16 protein-coding genes are annotated in these 19,548 nt (G+C 66.0%); 10 read left to right on the top strand and 6 right to left on the bottom strand.

Features of this window, described 5'->3' with window-relative positions; all coding sequences use genetic code 11:
- The first annotated feature begins 13 nt into the window (after positions 1-13).
- From CAG31_RS26695 to CAG31_RS26655, 9 genes are all read left to right on the top strand, one after another.
- Complete coding sequence (locus CAG31_RS26695; protein ID WP_085586741.1) at positions 14-1,015, top strand: polysaccharide deacetylase family protein; 1,002 nt, start codon at positions 14-16, stop codon at positions 1,013-1,015.
- Complete coding sequence (locus tag CAG31_RS26690; protein WP_085586763.1) at positions 1,012-2,316, top strand: lipopolysaccharide biosynthesis protein; 1,305 nt, start codon at positions 1,012-1,014, stop codon at positions 2,314-2,316. Before CAG31_RS26695 ends, CAG31_RS26690 begins: the two co-directional genes overlap by 4 nt.
- Positions 2,313-4,232, top strand: coding sequence for a hypothetical protein (locus CAG31_RS26685; RefSeq protein ID WP_085586740.1), 1,920 nt, complete (start codon positions 2,313-2,315; stop codon positions 4,230-4,232). The genes CAG31_RS26690 and CAG31_RS26685 overlap by 4 nt, the downstream gene beginning before the upstream one ends.
- 68 nt (positions 4,233-4,300) lie before the next feature.
- Positions 4,301-4,990, top strand: coding sequence for a GNAT family N-acetyltransferase (locus tag CAG31_RS26680; RefSeq protein ID WP_085586739.1), 690 nt, complete (start codon positions 4,301-4,303; stop codon positions 4,988-4,990).
- Between the two features lie 4 nt (positions 4,991-4,994).
- On the top strand, positions 4,995-6,179 hold the full coding sequence (locus CAG31_RS26675) for a GNAT family N-acetyltransferase (protein ID WP_085586738.1): 1,185 nt from the start codon (positions 4,995-4,997) through the stop codon (positions 6,177-6,179).
- Complete coding sequence (locus tag CAG31_RS26670; RefSeq protein ID WP_085586737.1) at positions 6,151-6,942, top strand: ChbG/HpnK family deacetylase; 792 nt, start codon at positions 6,151-6,153, stop codon at positions 6,940-6,942. The genes CAG31_RS26675 and CAG31_RS26670 overlap by 29 nt, the downstream gene beginning before the upstream one ends.
- A gap of 114 nt (positions 6,943-7,056) precedes the next feature.
- Complete coding sequence (locus CAG31_RS26665) at positions 7,057-7,749, top strand: GNAT family N-acetyltransferase (RefSeq protein ID WP_085586736.1); 693 nt, start codon at positions 7,057-7,059, stop codon at positions 7,747-7,749.
- Positions 7,750-7,862: 113 nt separating this feature from the next.
- Positions 7,863-8,156, top strand: coding sequence for a type II toxin-antitoxin system RelE/ParE family toxin (locus tag CAG31_RS26660; RefSeq protein ID WP_085586735.1), 294 nt, complete (start codon positions 7,863-7,865; stop codon positions 8,154-8,156).
- A gap of 2 nt (positions 8,157-8,158) precedes the next feature.
- Positions 8,159-8,467, top strand: a complete 309-nt coding sequence (locus CAG31_RS26655) for an addiction module antidote protein (RefSeq protein ID WP_085586734.1) — start codon at positions 8,159-8,161, stop codon at positions 8,465-8,467.
- A gap of 180 nt (positions 8,468-8,647) precedes the next feature.
- Here the strand turns inward: CAG31_RS26655 and CAG31_RS26650 are convergent, their stop codons facing one another.
- Complete coding sequence (locus CAG31_RS26650; RefSeq protein WP_085586733.1) at positions 8,648-9,454, bottom strand: class I SAM-dependent methyltransferase; 807 nt, start codon at positions 9,452-9,454, stop codon at positions 8,648-8,650.
- 137 nt (positions 9,455-9,591) lie between these two features.
- Here CAG31_RS26650 and CAG31_RS26645 point away from each other — a divergent pair, with 137 nt between their 5' ends.
- The gene (locus tag CAG31_RS26645) at positions 9,592-9,939 is read left to right on the top strand and encodes a hypothetical protein (protein ID WP_085586732.1); all 348 of its coding nucleotides are present in this window, start codon (positions 9,592-9,594) and stop codon (positions 9,937-9,939) included.
- 436 nt (positions 9,940-10,375) lie between these two features.
- Here CAG31_RS26645 and CAG31_RS26640 read toward each other — a convergent pair whose 3' ends face one another.
- The 5 genes from CAG31_RS26640 to CAG31_RS26620 form a co-directional block, all read right to left on the bottom strand.
- Positions 10,376-11,803 (bottom strand): sigma-54 dependent transcriptional regulator, encoded by a 1,428-nt coding sequence (locus tag CAG31_RS26640; protein ID WP_085586731.1) that lies wholly within the window; start codon positions 11,801-11,803, stop codon positions 10,376-10,378.
- Positions 11,772-13,265 (bottom strand): HAMP domain-containing sensor histidine kinase, encoded by a 1,494-nt coding sequence (locus tag CAG31_RS26635; RefSeq protein ID WP_085586730.1) that lies wholly within the window; start codon positions 13,263-13,265, stop codon positions 11,772-11,774. Before CAG31_RS26635 ends, CAG31_RS26640 begins: the two co-directional genes overlap by 32 nt.
- Positions 13,266-13,369: 104 nt before the next feature.
- On the bottom strand, positions 13,370-14,461 hold the full coding sequence (locus tag CAG31_RS26630) for an SCO family protein (RefSeq protein ID WP_256575596.1): 1,092 nt from the start codon (positions 14,459-14,461) through the stop codon (positions 13,370-13,372).
- A gap of 17 nt (positions 14,462-14,478) precedes the next feature.
- Complete coding sequence (locus CAG31_RS26625) at positions 14,479-17,283, bottom strand: multicopper oxidase domain-containing protein (RefSeq protein ID WP_085586728.1); 2,805 nt, start codon at positions 17,281-17,283, stop codon at positions 14,479-14,481.
- Positions 17,284-17,450: 167 nt separating this feature from the next.
- On the bottom strand, positions 17,451-18,899 hold the full coding sequence (locus tag CAG31_RS26620; RefSeq protein ID WP_085586727.1) for a sensor histidine kinase: 1,449 nt from the start codon (positions 18,897-18,899) through the stop codon (positions 17,451-17,453).
- Positions 18,900-19,548 lie beyond the last annotated feature (649 nt).

Here is a 19,548-nt window from a genome sequence, read left to right as displayed (position 1 = left end):
AGAGGGCACAGCCATGGCGATCAAACAACTGATAAAACGCACCAGTGGCTGGCTGTACCTCAATTCGTCCGTGGGACGAAACCAACTGCACGGCGCCGGGGTGATCCTGATGCTCCACCGGGTGCTGGCCAACGACCGCGCCGCCGACCTGCCGCACCGCAACGAACTGTGCGTGGGGCCCAAGGCGTTCGAGCACCTGTTGGTGTGGCTTCGGCGCCATTTCGATTGCGTGCCGCTGATGGAGATCCTGCAGCCCAACGCGCTGCGCACCGAGCGCCCGCAAGTGGCGCTGACCTTCGACGACGGCTGGCGCGACAACGCGGTCAACGCCTTCGCGCTTTTGCAGAAGCACCAGGTGCCGGCCAGCGTGTTCCTGTCCACCGACTTCATCGGCAGCCGCCAGCGCTTCTGGTGGGAAAGCGTCGGCGAAACCCTGTGGGGCAGTCACGGCGAGAAGCCGCGCCAGCACCTGATCGAATGCCTGCATGCCATCGGCCATCCGCTGCCGGTGCTGGTGGACGACATCGACGTGAACCGGCGCAGCCTGTCGTTGCTGCATTACCTGCAAGACCTCAAGACCCTCGACCCGGCCATCCTCGAACGCCTGACCGACGAGTGCCCGCAAGAGGCGCTGCCCCAGGCGCTGGACTGGCACCAGGTGCGCGCGATGGAGGCGTCCGGGCTGGTGCGCTTCGGCCCCCACGGCGCCAGCCACGCCATCCTCACCGGCCTGGACGACGTGCGCCTGAACGAAGAGATCAGCCGCAGCCGCACCGCCCTGCACAACGGCTGCAACCGGCCGTTGCCGGTGTACTGCTACCCCAACGGCGACAACGATGCGCGGGTGCGCGAACACATCGCCAACCACGACTTCCCGTTTGCCCTGGGCACCGGCACCGGCATCTACCGCGGCACGGGCGATCCGCTGAACCTGCCGCGCTTCGGCGTCAGCCAGCGCACCGCGCGCAATCCTGAGCTGCTGTCGTGGCGGATCTTCCGTGGGGCGCGGCCATGAGCCGAGGCAACTACCTGCGCCACCTGGCCCTGAGCATGGGCACCAAACTGGCGATGATCGGCCTGCGCCTTTTGCGCAACGTGCTGCTGGCGCGGATCCTGGGCCCCAGCGAGCGCGGGCTGTTCGCACTGCTCAGTACCCTGCCGGACCTGATCAGCGCGGCCACCAGCGGCGGGCTCAATTCGGCGGTGGGCTATCAAGCGGCCAAACAGCGGCCGATGGGCCTTTTGCTCAGTCAGGTGCTGGTGTTCGGTTGCCTGCTGGCGGGGCTGCTGACCTTGCTGGTGGTGGCGCTGGTGCGCGAATTCGGCGCTGATCTGGACGTGACGGTGCAGTTGGGCCTGCTGGCTTGGCTGTTGCTGCTGGCGGTGCCGCTGACGGTGCTCAAGAGCGGCCTGCTGACCCTGCACAACGCCTCCGGCGGCGTGGTGGCGTTCAACGCCTTGCGCCTGGTGGAATCGCTGGCGCCGCTGCTGCTGTTCCTGGCGCTGTTCTGGATGTGGAAGGAATCGGCGCTGGAAGCGGCGCTGATCAGCTGGCTGACCGGCATAAGCCTGGTGGTGCTGGCCGGCTGGGTGTGGCTTGGTCGCGCGCAGCCCGTGCGCCTGCAATGGGACCGCGCCAGCCAGAACGAACTGCTGCGCTACAGCGCCCGCAGCCATCCGGACCTGTTGTTCCAGCAGGTGATCCTGCGCTCGGACTACCTGTTCATCGGCGCCCTGCTCGGCAGCGCCGCGCTGGGCCATTACGCCATGGCCAGCGCCGCCGCCGAACTGCTGCTGATCGTCCCGGAAGCGGTGACCACGCCGCTGATGAAACGCCTGCTGCAGCAGGACGAAGGCATGGATCGGCTCACCCCGCTGGCCCTGCGCCTGACCGCCACGGTGATGCTCGGCGCCTGCCTGACGATGGCGCTGATCGGCCAGTGGCTGATCGTCACCCTGTTCGGCGCCGCCTACCAGCCGGCCTACCCGGCCCTGTTGGCGTTGCTGCCGGGCCTGCTGGGGTTGTGCTACGCGAGCATCCTGCGCCTGGACCTGCTGGGCAAGAACCGCCCCGGCACGGTGTCGCTGCTGATGGGCCTGGGCGCGTTGCTCAACCTGGCGCTGAACCTGCTGCTGATCCCCGCCTACGGCATCGTCGGCGCGGCGGCGGCCTCGTCCATCGCCTACCTGGCGGTGACGGTGGCGATGCTGGTGCTGTACTGCCGGCTGAGCGGCGTGCCGTTCTGGAAGACCCTGATCATCCTGCCCAGCGACGTCGCGCCGATGTGGCTGATGCTGCACAGGAAAACCGCATGAGAAGCCTGGCCCTGCTGCTCGGCCTCGGCCTGTCGCTGGACGCCTTCGCGGCGGCGATGCGCTGGGGCGACATCCGCGACGGCAGCCTGTACCTGCAGGCGGACCGCCCGGACACGCTGACCGTGCGCTGGGCGCCGGCCTGGCAGGCCGACGCCAACGAAGAGCACCTGTACCTGCTCGACGGCCAGGGCAAGCTGCAAGGCGAGCGGCTGATCGCCGCCAGCGAAACCCGCGGCAGCCAGAGCTGGCCCCTGGCGCCGGGCGCGGCCAGTTACCGGTTGGAGATCCCCGGCTACAGTTTCCGCAATTACCGGGTCGAGCACGACGAGCGCACCGTTGCGCTGTTCGCCCCGGCCAAGGTGCATTTCTGCGCCGAGACCCGGGACGGCGACACCCTGTACTTCAAGGTCGCGCCGGGCGAACGCGCGGTGCTGGCGGGCAAGTTCCACGGCGGCGTCGACGCCCTGCAGGCGCAGCGGGTCGGCGACGGGCAGGCCCTCACACTGAAACTGGTGCCCTACCCGGCCTATTGGCAGTTCGACCAGGTGAGCCTGCCGGTCAGCGAGCGCGAACAGGTCTGGCGCCTGCGCCTGCACGGCGGCGGCAAGGCGGCGTTCTGGCTCGACGGCACGGCCAACCTGTTCGCGCAGGCGCCCGAGCAGCTCAAGCCGCTGCGCGAAGACGACGGCCAGACCCGCCTCACCCTGCACGACAAAGTCCTGGGCCGCACGCCGGACCTGGGCGTCGCCCTGCCCTACGTGCTGCCGCCGCCCGCCAGCCATGCCGTGCTCGATGCGCTGAAGCCGGCGGCGGCCAGTTATTACAGCTTCGTCGACGTGACGACGAAGAACCCGCATTTCGAAGACGCGTTCCGCCAGGCCTATCAGGAACGCTTCGGCATCCGCCAAGACATCACCCTGCTCGCCGGCAGCCAACGCCAGGCCGACCTGCGCGCCGACACGCAAAGCAACGGCGGCCTCGACGCCTGGCTCGCCGGCACCCGTGCGCTGGGGGGCAAGGGCACCCACTACATCGGTTTTGCCGACGAGCCGAACCTCAACTACGCCAGCTACGAGCAGTACCGGGCGATCTTCGCCAGCATGGCCCGCCAGGTGCGCAGCGACCCGGCCAACGCCGCAGCCGGCGTGCGCATCGCGATGCCGGCTAGCGCGAGGCTGGTCAACGGGCCGTTCGCCGACCACGCGGCGGACAAGCGCGGCCTCGACTGGGCGCGCCGGCTGCTGGACGAATCCGCCGCCCAGGTCGATGCCCTGGCCTGGCACGAATGGATGGTCCGCGACCTGCTCGCCACCCGCACCTACCGCGACAGCGTGCAGCGGGCCGCGCAGTTGGTGGGGCTGGACGCCCACGGCGCGCCGCGCAAGGCGCTGCTGCTGGACCAGACCAACCTGTCCAGCGGCTCCAGCCTGAGCCCCTACGACCAGGACACCCACTACGCTTCGCTGTGGTGGGCGTCGGTGGTGATCAACGCCTCCCAGGACGGCCTGCTGACGATGCTCAACTGGTTCCAGGCCGCCGACGAGCCGCAGTACCCCAAAGGCATGATCCGGGTGCTGGGCGATGACCGTTTCGAACTCAAGCCGGTGGGCCTGGCCCAGCAGTTCATCCGCCAGCACTGGCTGCACCAGGTGCTGTGGCTGGACAACGACGCCTTCGAGGTCGATGCGCTGGCGATGGCCGGCGACGACCAACGCTCGCTGCTGGGCGTGAACAAAGGCACGCGCCTGCAACGGGTGGACCTGGGCGGCGCCAAGTGCCCGCTGAACAACGGCGCCCTGCGCTACTTCGGCGCCGACAACCGCAGCCGCGACGCACCCTTTCGCTGCCAGGACGGCCGCGTGCGCTTCGACCTGCCGGGACAGACCCTGTTCGCCCTGCGCTGGAGCGCCTCATGACCGCCCTTGTGATGTTCTGCCGCGCAGGCCTTCGGCCGCGCCCTGCACCGTCATCAGGAGTGAACACCATGAATGCCCTGAAAAAACTCAGCGAGCGGATCCACCAGAAAGGCCTCAAGGCCACCTTCAAGACCCTGTGGAAGCGCTACGTGTTCTTCCACTGGGAACTGCTGTGGATGGAGCGCGACCTGGTCAGCCCGGTGCCGCCCCACAGCCTCAAGCCCTACCCGGCGCTGAGGGTGGTGAAGATCACCCCGACCAACACCGGTGCCTTCGCCCGCTACTTCGGCGACCGTGTCGGCACCATGGCGGAACTGGCCGCCGAAGGCCACACCGGGCACATGCACCTGGACGACCAGGGCGATGCCGTGGCGTTCATCTGGGGCTGCGCGCACAACTACTACGACCGCCATTACTACGGCTGCGAATTCCCGGTCAAACCCGGCGAGTTCTTCGAGTTCGGCGGCGAACTGACCCGCGCCTACTGGGGCACCGAACTGTCGGTGGATCTGCAGCTGGAGCTGTGGAAAGCCATGGCCGCCCAGGGCTGCGACAAAGTGGTGGACGTCTGCGAGTTCCACAACATCCCGGCGCTCAAGCTGCACCTGCGCATGGGCTACACCGAGCAGGGCCGGATCATGAACGTCTACGGCCTGTTCGGCCGCTGGCGCTTCTACCGCGAAACCCGCTACAGCGGCTCGCGCCTGGATGCGCTGCGCAAGCCTTCCCGTCCACCTGTCACCGCACCGGCGACCTGACCCTATGGCGCAATTCGAATGGCGCACCTCGCTGTGCGCACCCGACTTCCCGGCCGCGCAATACGAAGCGCTGCGCCTGCGGGTGACGGACCACACGCCGTTCAACAGCCTGGCTTGGCTGTGCGCGGCCGAACAGGCGCTGGGCGAGGACGAACGCCTGCACATTCTGCTGGGCTGGGAAGCGGACGAATTGCGCCTGTGCCTGCCCCTGGTGGCCGGGCGCGAACGGTTCGGCGGCTGGCCCTTCCGGGTCGTGCATCACCTGGGGCATCCGCTGGCCGACCGCCTCGCGCTGCTTTCGCAACTGGACGCCGCCGGCATGTGCCGGGCGCTGGCGCTGATCCGCCGGCGGATGCCCCACGCGCTGCTGCAACTCAACGAACTCACGGAGCCGGTGGGCGAGCCGAGCGCCCTCACCCACTGGATGGCCGTCAGCTCTACCGGCGAGCGGCGGCTGAGCTGCCGGGTGCCGGTGCACCTGATCAGCGACGCCGACCGCCAGGAAGTCTCCGGCGATCCGCGCTACAAGCTGCGCCGGGCGCGCAAACGGATCGCCGCCTGCGGCGCGGTGGTGCGGCGCATCGTGCCCGACGCCGACAGCATGGGCCCGCTGCTGCAGGCCATCGGCGAAGTCGAAGCGGTGAGCTGGAAAGGCGACGAAGGCGTCGGCATCTTCGCCACCGAGCGCAGCCGCCGCTGGATGCACAGCGCCTTCACCGCCCTCGCCGCCCAAGGCCGGGTGCGGGTGGTGACGCTGGAACTGGACGGGCGCTGCCTCAGCTACCGCCTGGGCCTGCTCGAACAGGGCCGGCTCTATGACTACAACCTCGCCTTCCTGCCGCAGCACGCGGACCTCGGCAGCGGCCGGGTGCTGCTGGAGGAATGGATCCGCTGGGGACTGGACGAGCACTGGCACTGGATCGACGCTTCACGGGTGAGCCTGGAGAACTCCAGCCACCAACTGCACGAACGCATGACCGGGCAACTGGAGCACTGGCGCTGGAGCTTCTACTCCTGGCGCCCCAGTGGCCTGCTGCTGGGCCTGGCGCTGCGGCTCTGGCAGCGGCTCAAGCCGGCGCTGCAGCGATGGCGGGCGCAGCGGGCGACGCCTGACGCCAAGCCTGCGCCGCACACCACCCCAACGACCACGGAGGGCGAACATGCCACGCCAAGTCATAGTCAACGCTGACGATTTCGGCCTCAGCCCGAACGAAAACTCGGTGATCTTCGGCGCCTTCAAGGCCGGGGTCATCAGCTCCGCCACCGCCATGGCCAACATGCCGGCCTTCGAGGCGGCCTGCGCCCTGGCCCGCCATCCGTTGCTCGAAGGCAGGGTCGGCCTGCACTTCAACCTGACCTACGGACGGCCCCTGAGCCAGGCCATCCTGGCCCGCCGCACCTTCTGCGACAGCCACGGCGTGTTCGACCTCAACCTGCCGCGCCACAGCCTGTGGCTGGGCCGTGAGGACCGCGAGGCGGTGCAGCAGGAATTGCAGGCGCAATGGCAGCGCTGCGTCGACCACGGCCTGCGTCCCAGCCATCTGGACTCCCACCAGCACGTGCACAACATCTGGCCGATCGGCGAGATCGTCGCCCGCTTCGCTGCCCGCCAAGGCGTGCCGGTGCGCCTGGCGCGCAACCTGGGGCAGAACCTCAACCTGCCCAAACGCCTGTTCAAGGGCCTGCTCAACCGTCGCCTGCAAAACCTGGCCGGCGCCACGGCGGACTACGTCTGCACGCCAGTGGATCTGCGCGAGGCGCCCGCGCCGACCGACGGCGTGCTGGAGATCGTCGCCCACCCGACGCAGCTGACCGGCGACTTCGGCGACGCCTACCTGCAACCGGGCGAGTCCCTGAGCCACGTTCTAGAGCGTCGTCTGACGGGGGTTCCACGGATTTCCTACGCCGACCTGAACAAGGAACTGCTGCGCGGCACCGCTGTGCCTGAATGACTTACATACCTTGCAATACATTCGAAGATGGCACTTCGCAATGACTTTGCAGGCGTGATCTATACCCACAAAAAGCGTCATCCACCGCACCGGGCCTAGGCCACGGAGGGCAACATGAGCGTCATCGAAAAGCTGCGTGAGCGCATCAGACAAAAGGGCCTGGGCCGCACATTCACCACCCTGTGGAAACGCTATGTGTTCTTCCACTGGGAACTGCTGTGGATGGAGCGCGACCTGGTCAGCCCGGTGCCGCCGCACAAGCTGCGCCCCTACGAAGGCCTGCGCCGGGTGGACATCACGCCGGAGAACGCCACGGCGTTCGCCAAGCATTTCGGCGACCGCGTGCAGACCATGGCCGAACTGGCCGCCGAGGGCCATACCGGGCACATGTACCTCGACGCCGACGGCCACGCGGTGGCGTTCATCTGGGGCAGCGTGCGCGACTACCACGACCGCCACTACTACGGCTGCGAATTTCCGGTCAAACCCGGCGAGTTCTTCGAGTTCGGCGGCGAAATGACCCGGGCGTACTTCGGCAGCAGCCTGTCGGTGGACGTCCAGGTCGCCCTCTGGGAAGCCATGGCCGCCCAGGGCTGCCACAAGGTGGTGGACGTCTGCGAGACCCACAACATCCCGGCGCTCAAGCTGCACATCCGCATGGGTTACCACGAACAGGGCCGCGTGACCCACGTCTACGGCCTGTTCGGCCGCTGGCGCCTGTTCCGCGAGACCCGCTACCAAGGGTCGAGGCTGGAGCCCCTGCGCAAGCCGGGCCGGCCGGTGGTGACGGCGGCGGCGCGGGCTTGACCGAGGCCTCCTACGACTCAAAGAAGCACTGCCTACATGAATTGATGAATGCTCAACGCATTGTGGCGAATGGGCTGACTGCCTGACCGTATCCATCTGGATACAGTCAGGCCATGACCTATCTCATCAAGCAAACACCGACTTTTGCGACATGGCACGCCTCAATCCGGGATCTCCGGGCCAAGATTGCTGTTGCCCGTCGCATTGATCGCGCCTCAGCAGGTAATCTAGGCGACATCAAGTCAGTAGGAGACGGCGTGTCCGAAATGCGTGTAGATGTCGGCTCCGGCTATCGGGTGTATTTCACCCTTCGAGATCGCATCTGCATCATTCTGCTGGCAGGAGGAGACAAATCATCGCAAGGCGCGGACATCAAGCGTGCCAAGAGAATGGCAAAGGAGGTTTGACCGTGAGTCAGGCTTTGACGGTTTTTGATATGGCATCACTGTTGAACAGTGACGAGGCCATCAGCGAATACCTTTCACAGGTGCTGGCTGACGGTGACAACGAAGAGTTTCTTCGCGCCATCGGTCATGTGGTCAAGGCGCGGGGCATGACCCAAGTCGCCAGGGATTCGGGAATGGGCCGTGAAAGCCTGCACAGAGCTTTCGCGCCTGGCGCAAAACCTCGATTCGATACGGTGCTCAGGGTCATTCATGCCCTTGGCATTGATCTGTGCGCCCAGCCGGGGCATGTGATCGATCACACCACTCACTGAATATCGGCTGGGGTTAGGGTGACCGCACATTTTGCGGGCACCTCGACTCACGAAGGGGCTACTGTCTTGATCTTGCCCCGCAGCGCCTTGACTGACGCCATCGCCAGCAGGCTGACTCCCACAAGATCTTGTGGAAGCGGGCTTGCCCCGGGCGGCGATCCGAAGAAGGAGCCGGGACATTCAGCGCTTTTCCGCCACCAAGGTGAAGCACATCGGCACCTGCGCCGTCTGCCCTTCGTAGCGGTCGTACAGTTCTTCGCGGTTGGAGTGCGGGTATTCCTTGAAGTGCGCGATGTTCAGCCCTGCGCCGATGGCGCCGCTGAAGATCGCGCCCAGGGTGTGCACGAACCAGTAGGACGGCGCGGCCTTCTGTTCGACCTTGCCGGCGTAGACGATCGGTTCTTCCTGCACGAACGGCGCTTCACGGAAGTAGGACGCGGCGAGGCGGTACGGATCTTCGGCCTCGGGGTCGAGCATTTCCAGGAACGGGTGGGTTTCGTAGATCACCAGGCGTGCGCCGGGCTTGAGCACCCGGGCGACATGACGCAAGAACGCGCCGATGTCGGGCATCCAGTTGAGGACGCCGATGGTGATCAGCGCCACGTCGAAGCGGCCGTCCAGCTCGGCCGGCAGACGGTGGATGTCGGCCTCGATGAATTGCGCGTCGTGAGGCGAACGTGCGTTCAGCGCCCGGGCCTGTTCGAGGAACGCCGTCGACTGGTCGATCCCCGTGACCCGCCGCGCGCCCAGCGCGAACAGCGACAGGCTCTCCCGGCCGTTGTTGCAGCCCAGCTGCACCACGTCCTTGCCGTCGACGCCGACCTGTTCCAGCAGGCCGCGCAGGGTGTCGTCCAGGCAGGAGAAGTCCGCTTGGGCGACGTCGGCCAGCAGGGCTTGCCAATCGGGCGTGTCGCGGTGGTGGCGGGCAGAATCGTTCCAGGCCTGACGGTTGCTGGCGACGGCGTCTTGAGGGTTCGGCACTTCCATGGCGCTCTCCGGGTGGTGCTCGTGATTGAGCGGCCCGAGTCTAGGTCAGCCTGACGGCGCCAGTTGTTGGGAACATGTAACCGGCGGCGCGGCTATAGTTAACAGCCTTGGGGAAAACCGTTTCCACAGGTGCCGCCATGCGAACGCTCATTTGGTCGCTGTTGCCGGGCTGTCTGCTCGCCGCCGCTCAGGCCCAGGCGCTGGACAGCAACTTCAATTACTACGGGGCGGACCAGCCCTTCGCCCACCCCGCGCCGCCGTCGCTGTCGGCTGCGCCGCCGCGGACCTTCGATGACACGTCGCCGCAGGACTTCATCGTCATCCCGGACCGCCACGTGTTCCACGACTCGCAATTGCCGACGGTGGCCGACGCCACGGTGCGGGTGTTCGTGCGCACCTACGATGCCGAGCGCGGCATCTACGTCAACGACGAGGTGCTGGATCCCACTTGCCTGCTGGAGTGCCTCAGCCCTCAGACACAGTGATGGCCTCCTTGGAGGGCGGAGGGTCAGGCAGCAGAGCTGCCGGATGTGCCGGCCTCATCGCTTGCAGGCAAGCTCCTACAGGTTTTGGTGGTGTACATGAATCTTGCGAACACCCGGGATACCTGTGGGAGCCAGCCTGCTGGCGATGGCGGTGGGGCAGGCAGCAGAGATGCCGGATGTGCCGGCCTCATCGCTGGCAAGCCAGCTCCCACAGGTTTTGGTGGTGTACATGAATCTTGCGGGCACCGGGGATCCCCTGTGGGAGCCAGCCTGCTGGCGATGGCGGTGGGGCAGGCAGCAGAGATGCCGGATGTGCCGGCCTCATCGCTGGCAAGCCAGCTCCCACAGGTTTTAGCGGTGTGCCTAGATCCTGCAAACACCCGGGATACCTGTGGGAGCCAGCCTGCTGGCGATGGCGGCGACGCGGGTTCTGCGTTCACCACTGACGCTTGTCCGGCCGGGCCAGGCCCAGCTTTTCGATGCGGTAGCGCAGCATGTCGCGGCTCAGGCCCAGCAGGCGGGCGGATTTGGTGACGTTCCAGTCGGTCTTGTCGAGCATCTTGCGCACCATGTCGCGTTCGACCTCCGGCAGGTTCATCGATTCGGTGTTGCTCGCCGGGCGCGGCTCGAAGTGCGGCATCTCGTGCTGGTGCAGCGCCGGCTCGTCCACCAGGCTCATGCACACGTTCAACTGGTGGGCGGCGATGGTGTCGGCCGGCGCCAGCAGCACGGTCTGCTCCAGCATGTTGCGCAGCTCGCGCACGTTGCCGGGCCAGGTGTAGCCGAGCAGCAGTTCTTCGGCCTGCTGGCTGAAATGCAGGTTCGGCTTGCCGTAGCGCTTGCCGTGGCTGGCGAGGAAGTGCCGGGCCAGCAGCAGGACATCGTCGCCCCGGGCATACAGGCGCGGCACCTTGATCGAAATGATCCGCAGGCGGAAGAACAGGTCCCGGCGGAACTTGCCCTGCTGCACCATCTGCTCAAGGTTGCAGTTGGTGGCGCTGATCACCCGCAGGTTGACCTTGCGCTCCTTGACCGAGCCGACCCGACGGATCGTGCGATCCTCCAACAACTTGAGCAGCTTGGCCTGGAGCACCAGATCCATTTCGCCGATCTCGTCGAGAAACAGCGTGCCGCCGTCCGCCGCTTCCACCAGCCCGACCCGGCGGTCCTTGGCGTCGGTGAATGCGCCCTTCTCGTGGCCGAACAGCTCCGATTCCACCAGGTTGGAGGGAATCGACGCACAGTTGAACTCAATGAACGGGCCCTTGCTGCGCGAGCCGTCGAAATGCAGCGCGCGGGCCACCAGTTCCTTGCCCGTGCCGGTCTCGCCTTCCACCAGCACCGGCGGCAGGTCGCCGCCGGTCATGCGCCGCTCGGCTTCAAGCAACTGGCCGAGGGTGTGCTTGAGGTGGTGCATCGGCGCCGATTCGCCGATCAGCGCCTGCACCCCGGACTTCTGCGCCTCGCGCTCCTGGTAGAACGACAGCGTGCGCTCCATCCGTTCGGTGGCCAGGGCCTTGTCCAGCAACAGTTTGAGCTCCGGCAACGCGACCGGTTTGGTGACGTAATGAAAGGCGCCCTCCTTCATCGCCACCACCGCATCTTCGACGTTGCCGTAGCCGGTCATCATGATCACTTTCAGATCCGGCGCGCTGATGCGCAGCTTCTGGATCAGATCGTGACCGCTCATGCCCGGCAGCGAATTGTCGGTCAGCACGACGTCCGGCATGAAGCTGCCCAAGTGCTCCAGCGCGTCTTCGGCCGAATGGCAGACCGTCACCTCGAAGTCCTTGCGCTCCAGGTAGGTCTGAATATTCTCGGCCAACAGTTCGTCATCCTCGACCAGCAGAATGCTGTGTTCCATATTCCCCTCCCGATGCCACTTTGAAGTTGAGACTGACGCGGGTTCCCTCCTGCTCTTTGCTGGTCAGGACGACCGAGCCCTGAAAACGCTCCATGATTCGCTTGACCAGCGCCAGGCCGACCCCGAGACCGCCCTGCTTGGTGGTGAAAAACGGCTTGAACACCAGCAACTGCTGCTGGGTGCTCATGCCTTTGCCGGTGTCGGCCAGGGTCATGCGCACGCAGTCGGCCTGGGGCGCGTCGATGTCGATGCTCAGCACGCCGCCCTTGGGCATCGCCTCCAGGGCATTGGCGAACAGGCTATTGAGAATTTGCGTCAGCAGCACCCTTTGGCTGACGACCGGCGGGCAGCCGTCGGGCGTGAACCGCACCTCGACCCCGTTGCGCCGGATCAGCGCCTCGAACGCGCCGAGGGTGTCCTCGACCGCCGGCAGCAGGTCCACCGCCTCGCCGTCGTCGTGCATCGGCCGCAGCGACACCAGCAATTCGCGCACCCAGCGCGACATGCGGTCGACCTGGCTGATGATGTCGCCGATGTTGCGCTGCGCCCCTTGGCTGGCGACCTCCTGAGCGAGTTCGGCGCTGGAGCGGATGGTCGCCAGCGGATTGCGCAGGCTGTGGGCCACCGCCGAGGACATCTCGCCCAGGGCGACAAAGGTCTCGTTGCTGATCAACTGCTGTTGCTGGGTCTGCAGCAGGGCTGCGGCCCGGCGCACGATCCAGAACAGCCCCAGGTAGATCGCCGTCCCGCCCAACAGGGTCGCGACCCAGATCGAGGCGAAGCCGCGGTCGATGCGCTCCACCAGGTCCGCCGGCTCCTTGTAGATCTCGACCATGGCCACGACCTTGCTTTTGTCGGCGTTGAACATCGGGATGTAATTCTCGATGAACAGGTACTTGGGTTCCCGGGACAGCTTCTGCTCGGGCTTCTCGTCGTCGATCTTGTGGTAGCTGGACGACACCGGCACCTGCATCTCGAAGGACTCGTCCAGTTCGTCGTCATCCTCGAACTTCACCCCGATCAGGTCCGGGTTGGTCGACCAGATCACCGTGCGGTCCAAGGCGTAGACCGTGGCCAGCAGGCCGTCCGGCAGGTGTTCGACGTGGTCGAGGAACTCCGCCCGGGCGGCGACGTGGGCCACCGGGTCGACATCCGGATAGTTCTCGTCCTGGCGCGGGTCGAGCATCTCGCCCATGGTGCGTTGCGCGCTGATGCCGGCGTGGCGCATTTCGGCGTCGCCGATGGCCTGGACGAACTGCGCGGTGAGCAGCGCATCGCGCTCCACGCTTTCGGTGACCACGAACCGCGTGGAGACATAGCCCAGGCCCAGCGCCACCGACGCGATGATGAAAAAACTGGCCAGCGAGAACCAGCGCAGCAGATTGAACTGTCCGCCCCAGAACCTGCCGGCGGCGGCCGTTTCCTTCGGCGCCGATGTTGTCTGTTCTTCCAGTCGCTGCATGGGGATGCCCTGGTGGTGTTGTATCAGGCCGGTTACAGCCGCCGTCACGACTGAGTGTAGGTGGCAATGGCTGCGGTACACGATCCGTTGATGCTATTTGGCCGCTATTGCATCCGGCTCACCGTTTCGCTGGCGGGGCCCGTGCCAATCGGCGCCGCGGCGCCGTCGGCCAGCGGTTGCGCAGAAGGATGCTGACGCTCGGTCTCGTCGCGCAGGAACTCGATGACCGATTGCGCCGACGCCTCGTCCAGGCGCAGGTTGGGCATCGGTATGCGTTCGTACTGTTCGAACAGCTGCACCGCGATCGGATCCTTTTCCGCCAGCATGCGGTCCGGTTCGCGGATCCAGCGGTTGAGCCACGCGGCGTCGCGCTGGCGGGTCACGCCGATCAGATCCGGGCCGATGCTGCGCATGCCGATGCCCTGGCCGTCCAGCGGGCCGAGGCTGTGGCACGAGGCGCAGCGGGTGCGGAACAGCTCCTCGCCGTTGCTCGGCGGACGGATTTGCGGGGCTTCGGCGTAGCTTTGCTCGGTGCTGGGCTCTTTCCAGTTGTGCAAGGTGTTGGCCAGTTGATCGGCGAGGATCCACGGGTTCTCGAACGGCGAGGCCTTCATCCAGCGTCCGGTGCTCTGGTTGCCGACGATCAGGCTCAGGTTGTGGTCCTTGTTGCGGCCATTGTCGACGCCTTCGATGAACAACCCCAATTTTTTGCGCAGGTCGGTCACGTCTTCGAATTCGCCGGTGAGGAATTGCCAGCCCGGCCCCACCTTGAACCGCTGGGCGTACGCCTTGAGCACTGCCGGCGTGTCGCTCAGCGGGTCGATGCTGATCGAGTAGAAGAAGATGTCCTGCCCGACCCGGTCCCCCAGCAGTTTCTGCACCTGGCGCAGGCGTGCGGTCTCCAGCGGGCAGGAATCGCTGCACGAGGTAAAGATGAAGTTGATCACCACCACCTTGCCTTTGATCAGGTCGTCGAAAAAACGCACCTGCCGACCGTCCTGGTCGGTCAGCAGGGTGTTGGGGAAATAGTCGCCGCCCCACGGGGTGGCGGCTTCGCTGGCCGGGGCCGGCGGCGCGGTGCCGGCTCCGGTGTCCGCCTGGTGCGCCACCAGCGCCTGCGCGCCGAGCAGGCAGGCCACCAGGGCCAGCACCCGATGCATGCCCCAGGCCTGGGAGCGCAGTGTCGACCGTTTCATCTTCGCTCCCTCCCGGTTCATGGCTTGACCACCACTTGCGGGCCGAAGCCGTCACCGCTGCGGAAGGTCGGCAGCGCGGCGGAGTTGACGTAGCGCACCCCGTCCCAGCTCGGCAGCGGCGTCGGCATCAGCTGCAGTTGCCCCGGTTTCTCGAGGTCCCAGCGCAGCAGCATCGAGTTGTCTTCGTGCTGGGTGTTGTGGCAGTGCTCCATGTAGGTGCCGGCGAACTCGCGGAAGTTGATCGCCATCTCCACACTGTCCAGCCCGTCGGCTTCGGAGCCGATGCGGTAGACGTCCTTGCGCGCCCATTTTTCCCACTCAGGCGGAGCCTTGCCGCCACGGCTGAGGATGATCCCCTCCTCGAAGTGCACGTGCACCGGATGGCTCCAGCCCTTGCCGCCGGCCTTGATGTTCCACACTTCCAGGGTGCCGATGCCGCTGACGCCGGCATCGGTCGGGCCGCTGGCCAGTTTGGTCGACGCATTGAGACGACGCGGATCCATGTGGAAGCCGAAGCCGCCGTCGGTCTTGATCGTCCACGGCGCCTCGTCGGTGCCGTCGGAGCGGCCGAAGGTGAAGGTGCGGTGCAGGGCCTTGGCCAGCAGGGCCTTGTCGGCGGCGTTGTCGCGGTGGATCTTCAGCGGGATCATCGTCAGCCCTTCGGCCTTGCCAGGCTTGGCCGGTTCATAGGCCGCCGGATCCATGGCCAGGTCCTGGCCGCTGTAGGACTTGACGTTGAGCTGCAAGACCTTGCCCACCGCCGGGTCGCCCCGGTCCCACTGCGGGCCCTTGCTGGTCTGCTTGATCACCGCCAGGTATTTCTCCGACAGCACGTCGGCCAGCGAGATGACCTCTTTGGGCCCCTTGCCGTCGTCCTGGGCCTGCAGGTTGACCATGAACAGCTTGTCGCCGGGCTTGATGCCGTTCTTCGCGAAGTTGACGATGATGTCGAACCGTTCGGCGATGCCCTGGGTCGGCAGGATCGCGTTGTGGTTCTGCTTGTCGCCGTCGGCGTCCAGGTCCATGGAGCCGTCGAACGGCACGCTGTGCTCCATGATGTTGCCGTCGTTGGCGATCATGTGGAACGGCACGCGGCTGTAGGACACGCCCGAGTTCTTCGGCCCCTGGAACTCGCCGCCGGAGCCTTTGACCTCACGCACGATGGCCAGCTTGAAGTAGCGCGACACCGAACCGTTGAGGATCCGGAACCGGTAGCTGCGCGCCCGCACGTCGAGGATCGGCCGCCATTGCCAGTTGACCAGCACCTGATCGCCGATGAAGCCGTCGGTGTTGAACGGGTTGAACCACAACTGGCCTTCCTGGTCCCAGGCCTTGTCGGCGAACACCAGGTTGATGTCGTAATCGCGGTTGCCCCACGGCAAGGCGCTGCCGCTGGGCAGGCGCAGGTTGACGCCGTCGTTCACCGATTCGTTGCCCCGGTCGATGGCGCTGTAGTAGTTCATCATCGCCGCGTTGCCCTTGTAGACGTTCTGCGCGGTGAAATCGAGCATGTGGTCGTGGAACCAGTGGGTGCTCATGGTTTCCCGGTAGTCGCCGCGGATCTTGATGGTGCCGTGGTCGCAGGTCTTGAGGCCTGGCGTCATGTCGTTGACCCACAGGGTTTCGCCCGGGGCGCAGGGGAACGCGGCGCGCGGATCCTGGGCCTTGGTGTTGATGCTGTCGTAGCCGGCGAGCTGGATCGGCCAGCGGTAGTCGTAGAACTGGCCGGGGAAGAAGAACGCGTTGGCGTAGCCGTCGCTCTCCGCCGGGGCGTGGCCGTTGTGTTCGTGGGTGGTGATGGTGTGCAGGCCGAAGCCGCGGTTGGCCGACGGGTCGATCGGCAGGCCGTTGTAGTGACGCATCAGCACCGGCTGGCCGTAGCGCACCATCAGCAGTTTGGGCGGCAAGGTGCCGTCGAAGGTCCACACCGAGTTGTGGTTCTGCGCCGGCATGGCCGGGTGGAACCGCGCGTCGACGCCCTTGGCGGTGCCGTCGGTCGCCGGCACGCCGGCCACGTTGTGGTACAGCCCGCCCGGCCCGAATTCGCCGACCGCGTAGCCGTGCATCTGCCGGCCGTCACGCAGCCCGCCGTTCAGGCGCGCGCCGGTCTGCACGGTCTTGTAGGCCACCTGCGGGTAGAACTCGTTCCAGCGCTGATGGGCCCAGCCTTTTCCCGGCGGACGGCCCTCGGCGGAGGAGCCGATGTGGCGGTTGAGGAACAGTTCGATCTGCGCCTGCCACGGATTGCGGTCCACCACGTTGGCGAACTGGCTGGGGAACGGCGTCAGCCCGGGCTGACGCAAGAACGCATCCAGCGCGGTGCCGGGCGGTGCGCTGCGGGCGACGCTGTTCGGATCCTGCGCCGGCGCAGATCCAATGGCCGCCGGCGGAAAGCCCAACGGCCCGGCAGGGGTGGTCGGGTCGAGTTTTTCCGGGCCGAACTCCTCGAACAGGGTCAACTGCTGGGTGAACGGCTGGGCGCCGTACAGCGGGCTCGGCTTGCCGTTGGTGGGGTAGTTGAAACTGGTCTGCACCCGCGGCGGCAAGATGTTCTCGGTGCGGGTCGAGTCGCGCGTGCCTTTGACGCCGTTGGGCAGGTCGAAGGAATCGACGTTGGCCTCGGGCATGGTCAGGATGGCGTTCAGCGCCGTCGGCTCGTCCGCCGGCTCGTCGTAGTAGGCGGAAGGGTCGGAGGTCTCCGGCTGGCTTTCGTCGTCGATGGGGCTGGCCCGGACGGCCATGGTGCCGAGGGTCAATGCCAGAAAGACGCTCAGCGGCGTCAGCAGAAATGGCTTGCAGGGGTAACGCGTTGTTCTGTCCATCACCAGCCGCCTCGTCAAAAGGAAGGGGTGATGGTGTTTTGCAATTACCTCGCCAAAGTATTAATGCCTTTTTAAACAACGAGTTAGAGACGCCGTTGAATTCCCCACTCCCCGGTGACCGGGGCCTGACACCCAGTGATGGGGAAAGTTCAGATTGTTTTTTGCGGTCATTGGATGAGCTGGAACGCCAGACAGACAGTGGTACCCTCGCCCTCGCGGCTGTCCAGGGTCACGCCGCCGCCGAAACGCTCCATGATCCGCTTCACCAGCACCAGGCCCACGCCGAGACCGCCCTGCTTGGTGGTGAAGAACGGCCGGAACGCCATGCTGCGCTGCTCCTCGTTCATGCCCTTGCCGGTGTCGCTGAGCATCACCGTCACCCTGCGGCCGTCGCCGGTCTCCAGGCTGACGGTCAGCGTGCCGCCCTTGTCCATCGCCTCCAGGGCATTGGCCAACAGGCTGTTGAGGATCTGCGTCAGCTGCACCGGTTGGCTGAGCACCATCGGCGTCTCCTGCGGGTGGAACACCACATGGACGCCGGCCTTGGCGATCTGCTGCTCGAACGCCATGAGGCTATCGTGCAGCGCCGCCACCAAGTTCACCGGCTCCGGGTCATCGTTGAGCGGGCGCAGCGATTGCAGCAGCTCGCGCACCCATTTGGACATGCGGTCGACCTGGCCGATGATGTCCTTGATGTTCTTGTGCGCAGGCCCCGCATCGAATTCCAGCGCCAGCTCGGCGCTGGAACGGATGGTCGCCAACGGGTTGCGCAGGCTGTGGGCCACTGCCGAGGACATCTCCCCCAGCGCGACGAAGGTTTCGTTGGCGATCAGTTGCTTTTGCTGCGCCGCCAGCAGGATCGCCGCCCGCCGCACGATCCAGAACAGCCCCAGGTAGATCAGACCGCCGCCGAGCGCGGTGGCCAGCCAGATCAGCACCAGCCCGCGCTCCATGCGGCTGATCAGGTCCTTGGGTTCCTTGTAGATTTCCACCATCGCCGTCACATGCTCGCCCTCGGCATCGAACAGCGGGATGTAGTTCTCGATGAAGATGTACTCCGGCGGCACGACGAACTTCTGCTCTTCGCGGCCCTTGTCCACGTCGTGGTAGCTGGCGGACACCGGGATCTTCTCGTCGAAGGCCCGGTCCAGGTCTTCGTCGGCATGGATGCGCGTGCCGATCAGGGCCGGGTTGGTCGACCAGATCACCTGCCGGTCGGGGGCGTAGATGTTGGCCAGGATCACGTCCGGCAAGTGCGCGACGTGGTCGAGGAATTCGTCGCGGGCATTGGCCCGGGCGGCGGGATCGACATCGGGAAAATCGTTGTCATGGCGCGAGTCGAGCAGATCGCCCATGGTGCGGATGTTGGGGATCGAGACATGCCGCACTTCCGCCGAGGCGATGGCCTGGATGAACTGCGCGGTCAGCAGCGCATCGCGCTGAACGCTTTCATCGATCACGAAACGCGTCGACACCGCCCCCAGCGCCACGGCCACCGTGCCGATCACGGCCATGCTGATCAGCGAAAACCAGCGCAACAGGTTGAACGGCTGCTTGCGCGAGCTCAGGCGAAGGCTGCCCTCCTCGGTCGGAAGCGATGGTGACTGCATGTTCATGGCGGCGACTTCCCGATACGTCCCTATAGGTTTATAGCCCACGGTTGGGGGATTGCCCGAAAGCGGGTGCCCACCGCAAACCGCGACCCATGGGGCATTCACCGACAGTCGGCCTTGCGCCATTCACTGTGGGAGCCGGCTTGCCGGCGATGAGGCCGGCACACCCGGCATCCTCATCGCCTGACCCACCGCCATCGCTTGCAGGCAAGCTCCTACACAGTTCGGCGGTGTTCGCGGAACTGGCCGACCACCGCAAAACCTGTGGGAGCCATCGCAGAACTGGCAGACCACCGCCAATCCTGTGGGAGCTAGCTTGCTAGCGATGAGGCCGGCACACCCGGCATCCTCATCGCCTGACCCACCGCCATCGCTGGCAAGCCAGCTCCCACAGGGTTCGATGGTGTTCGCAGAATTGGCAGACCACCGCAAACCTGTGGGAGCCAGCCTGCTGGCGATGAGGCCGGTACAGCCACCATCTTCATCGCCTGACGCGCCGCCATCGCTTGCAGGCAAGCTCCTACACAGTTCGGCGGTGTTCGCGGAACTGGCAGACCACCGCAAAACCTGTGGGAGCCATCGCAGAACTGGCAGACCACCGCCAATCCTGTGGGAGCTAGCTTGCTAGCGATGAGGCCGGCACACCCGGCAT

This window comes from Pseudomonas sp. R25(2017) (assembly GCF_002112565.1).
GTDB lineage: Bacteria > Pseudomonadota > Gammaproteobacteria > Pseudomonadales > Pseudomonadaceae > Aquipseudomonas > Aquipseudomonas ekonensis.
The sequence above is the reverse complement of the archived record's forward strand: the minus strand, read 5'-3'. Positions and strand labels throughout refer to the sequence as shown.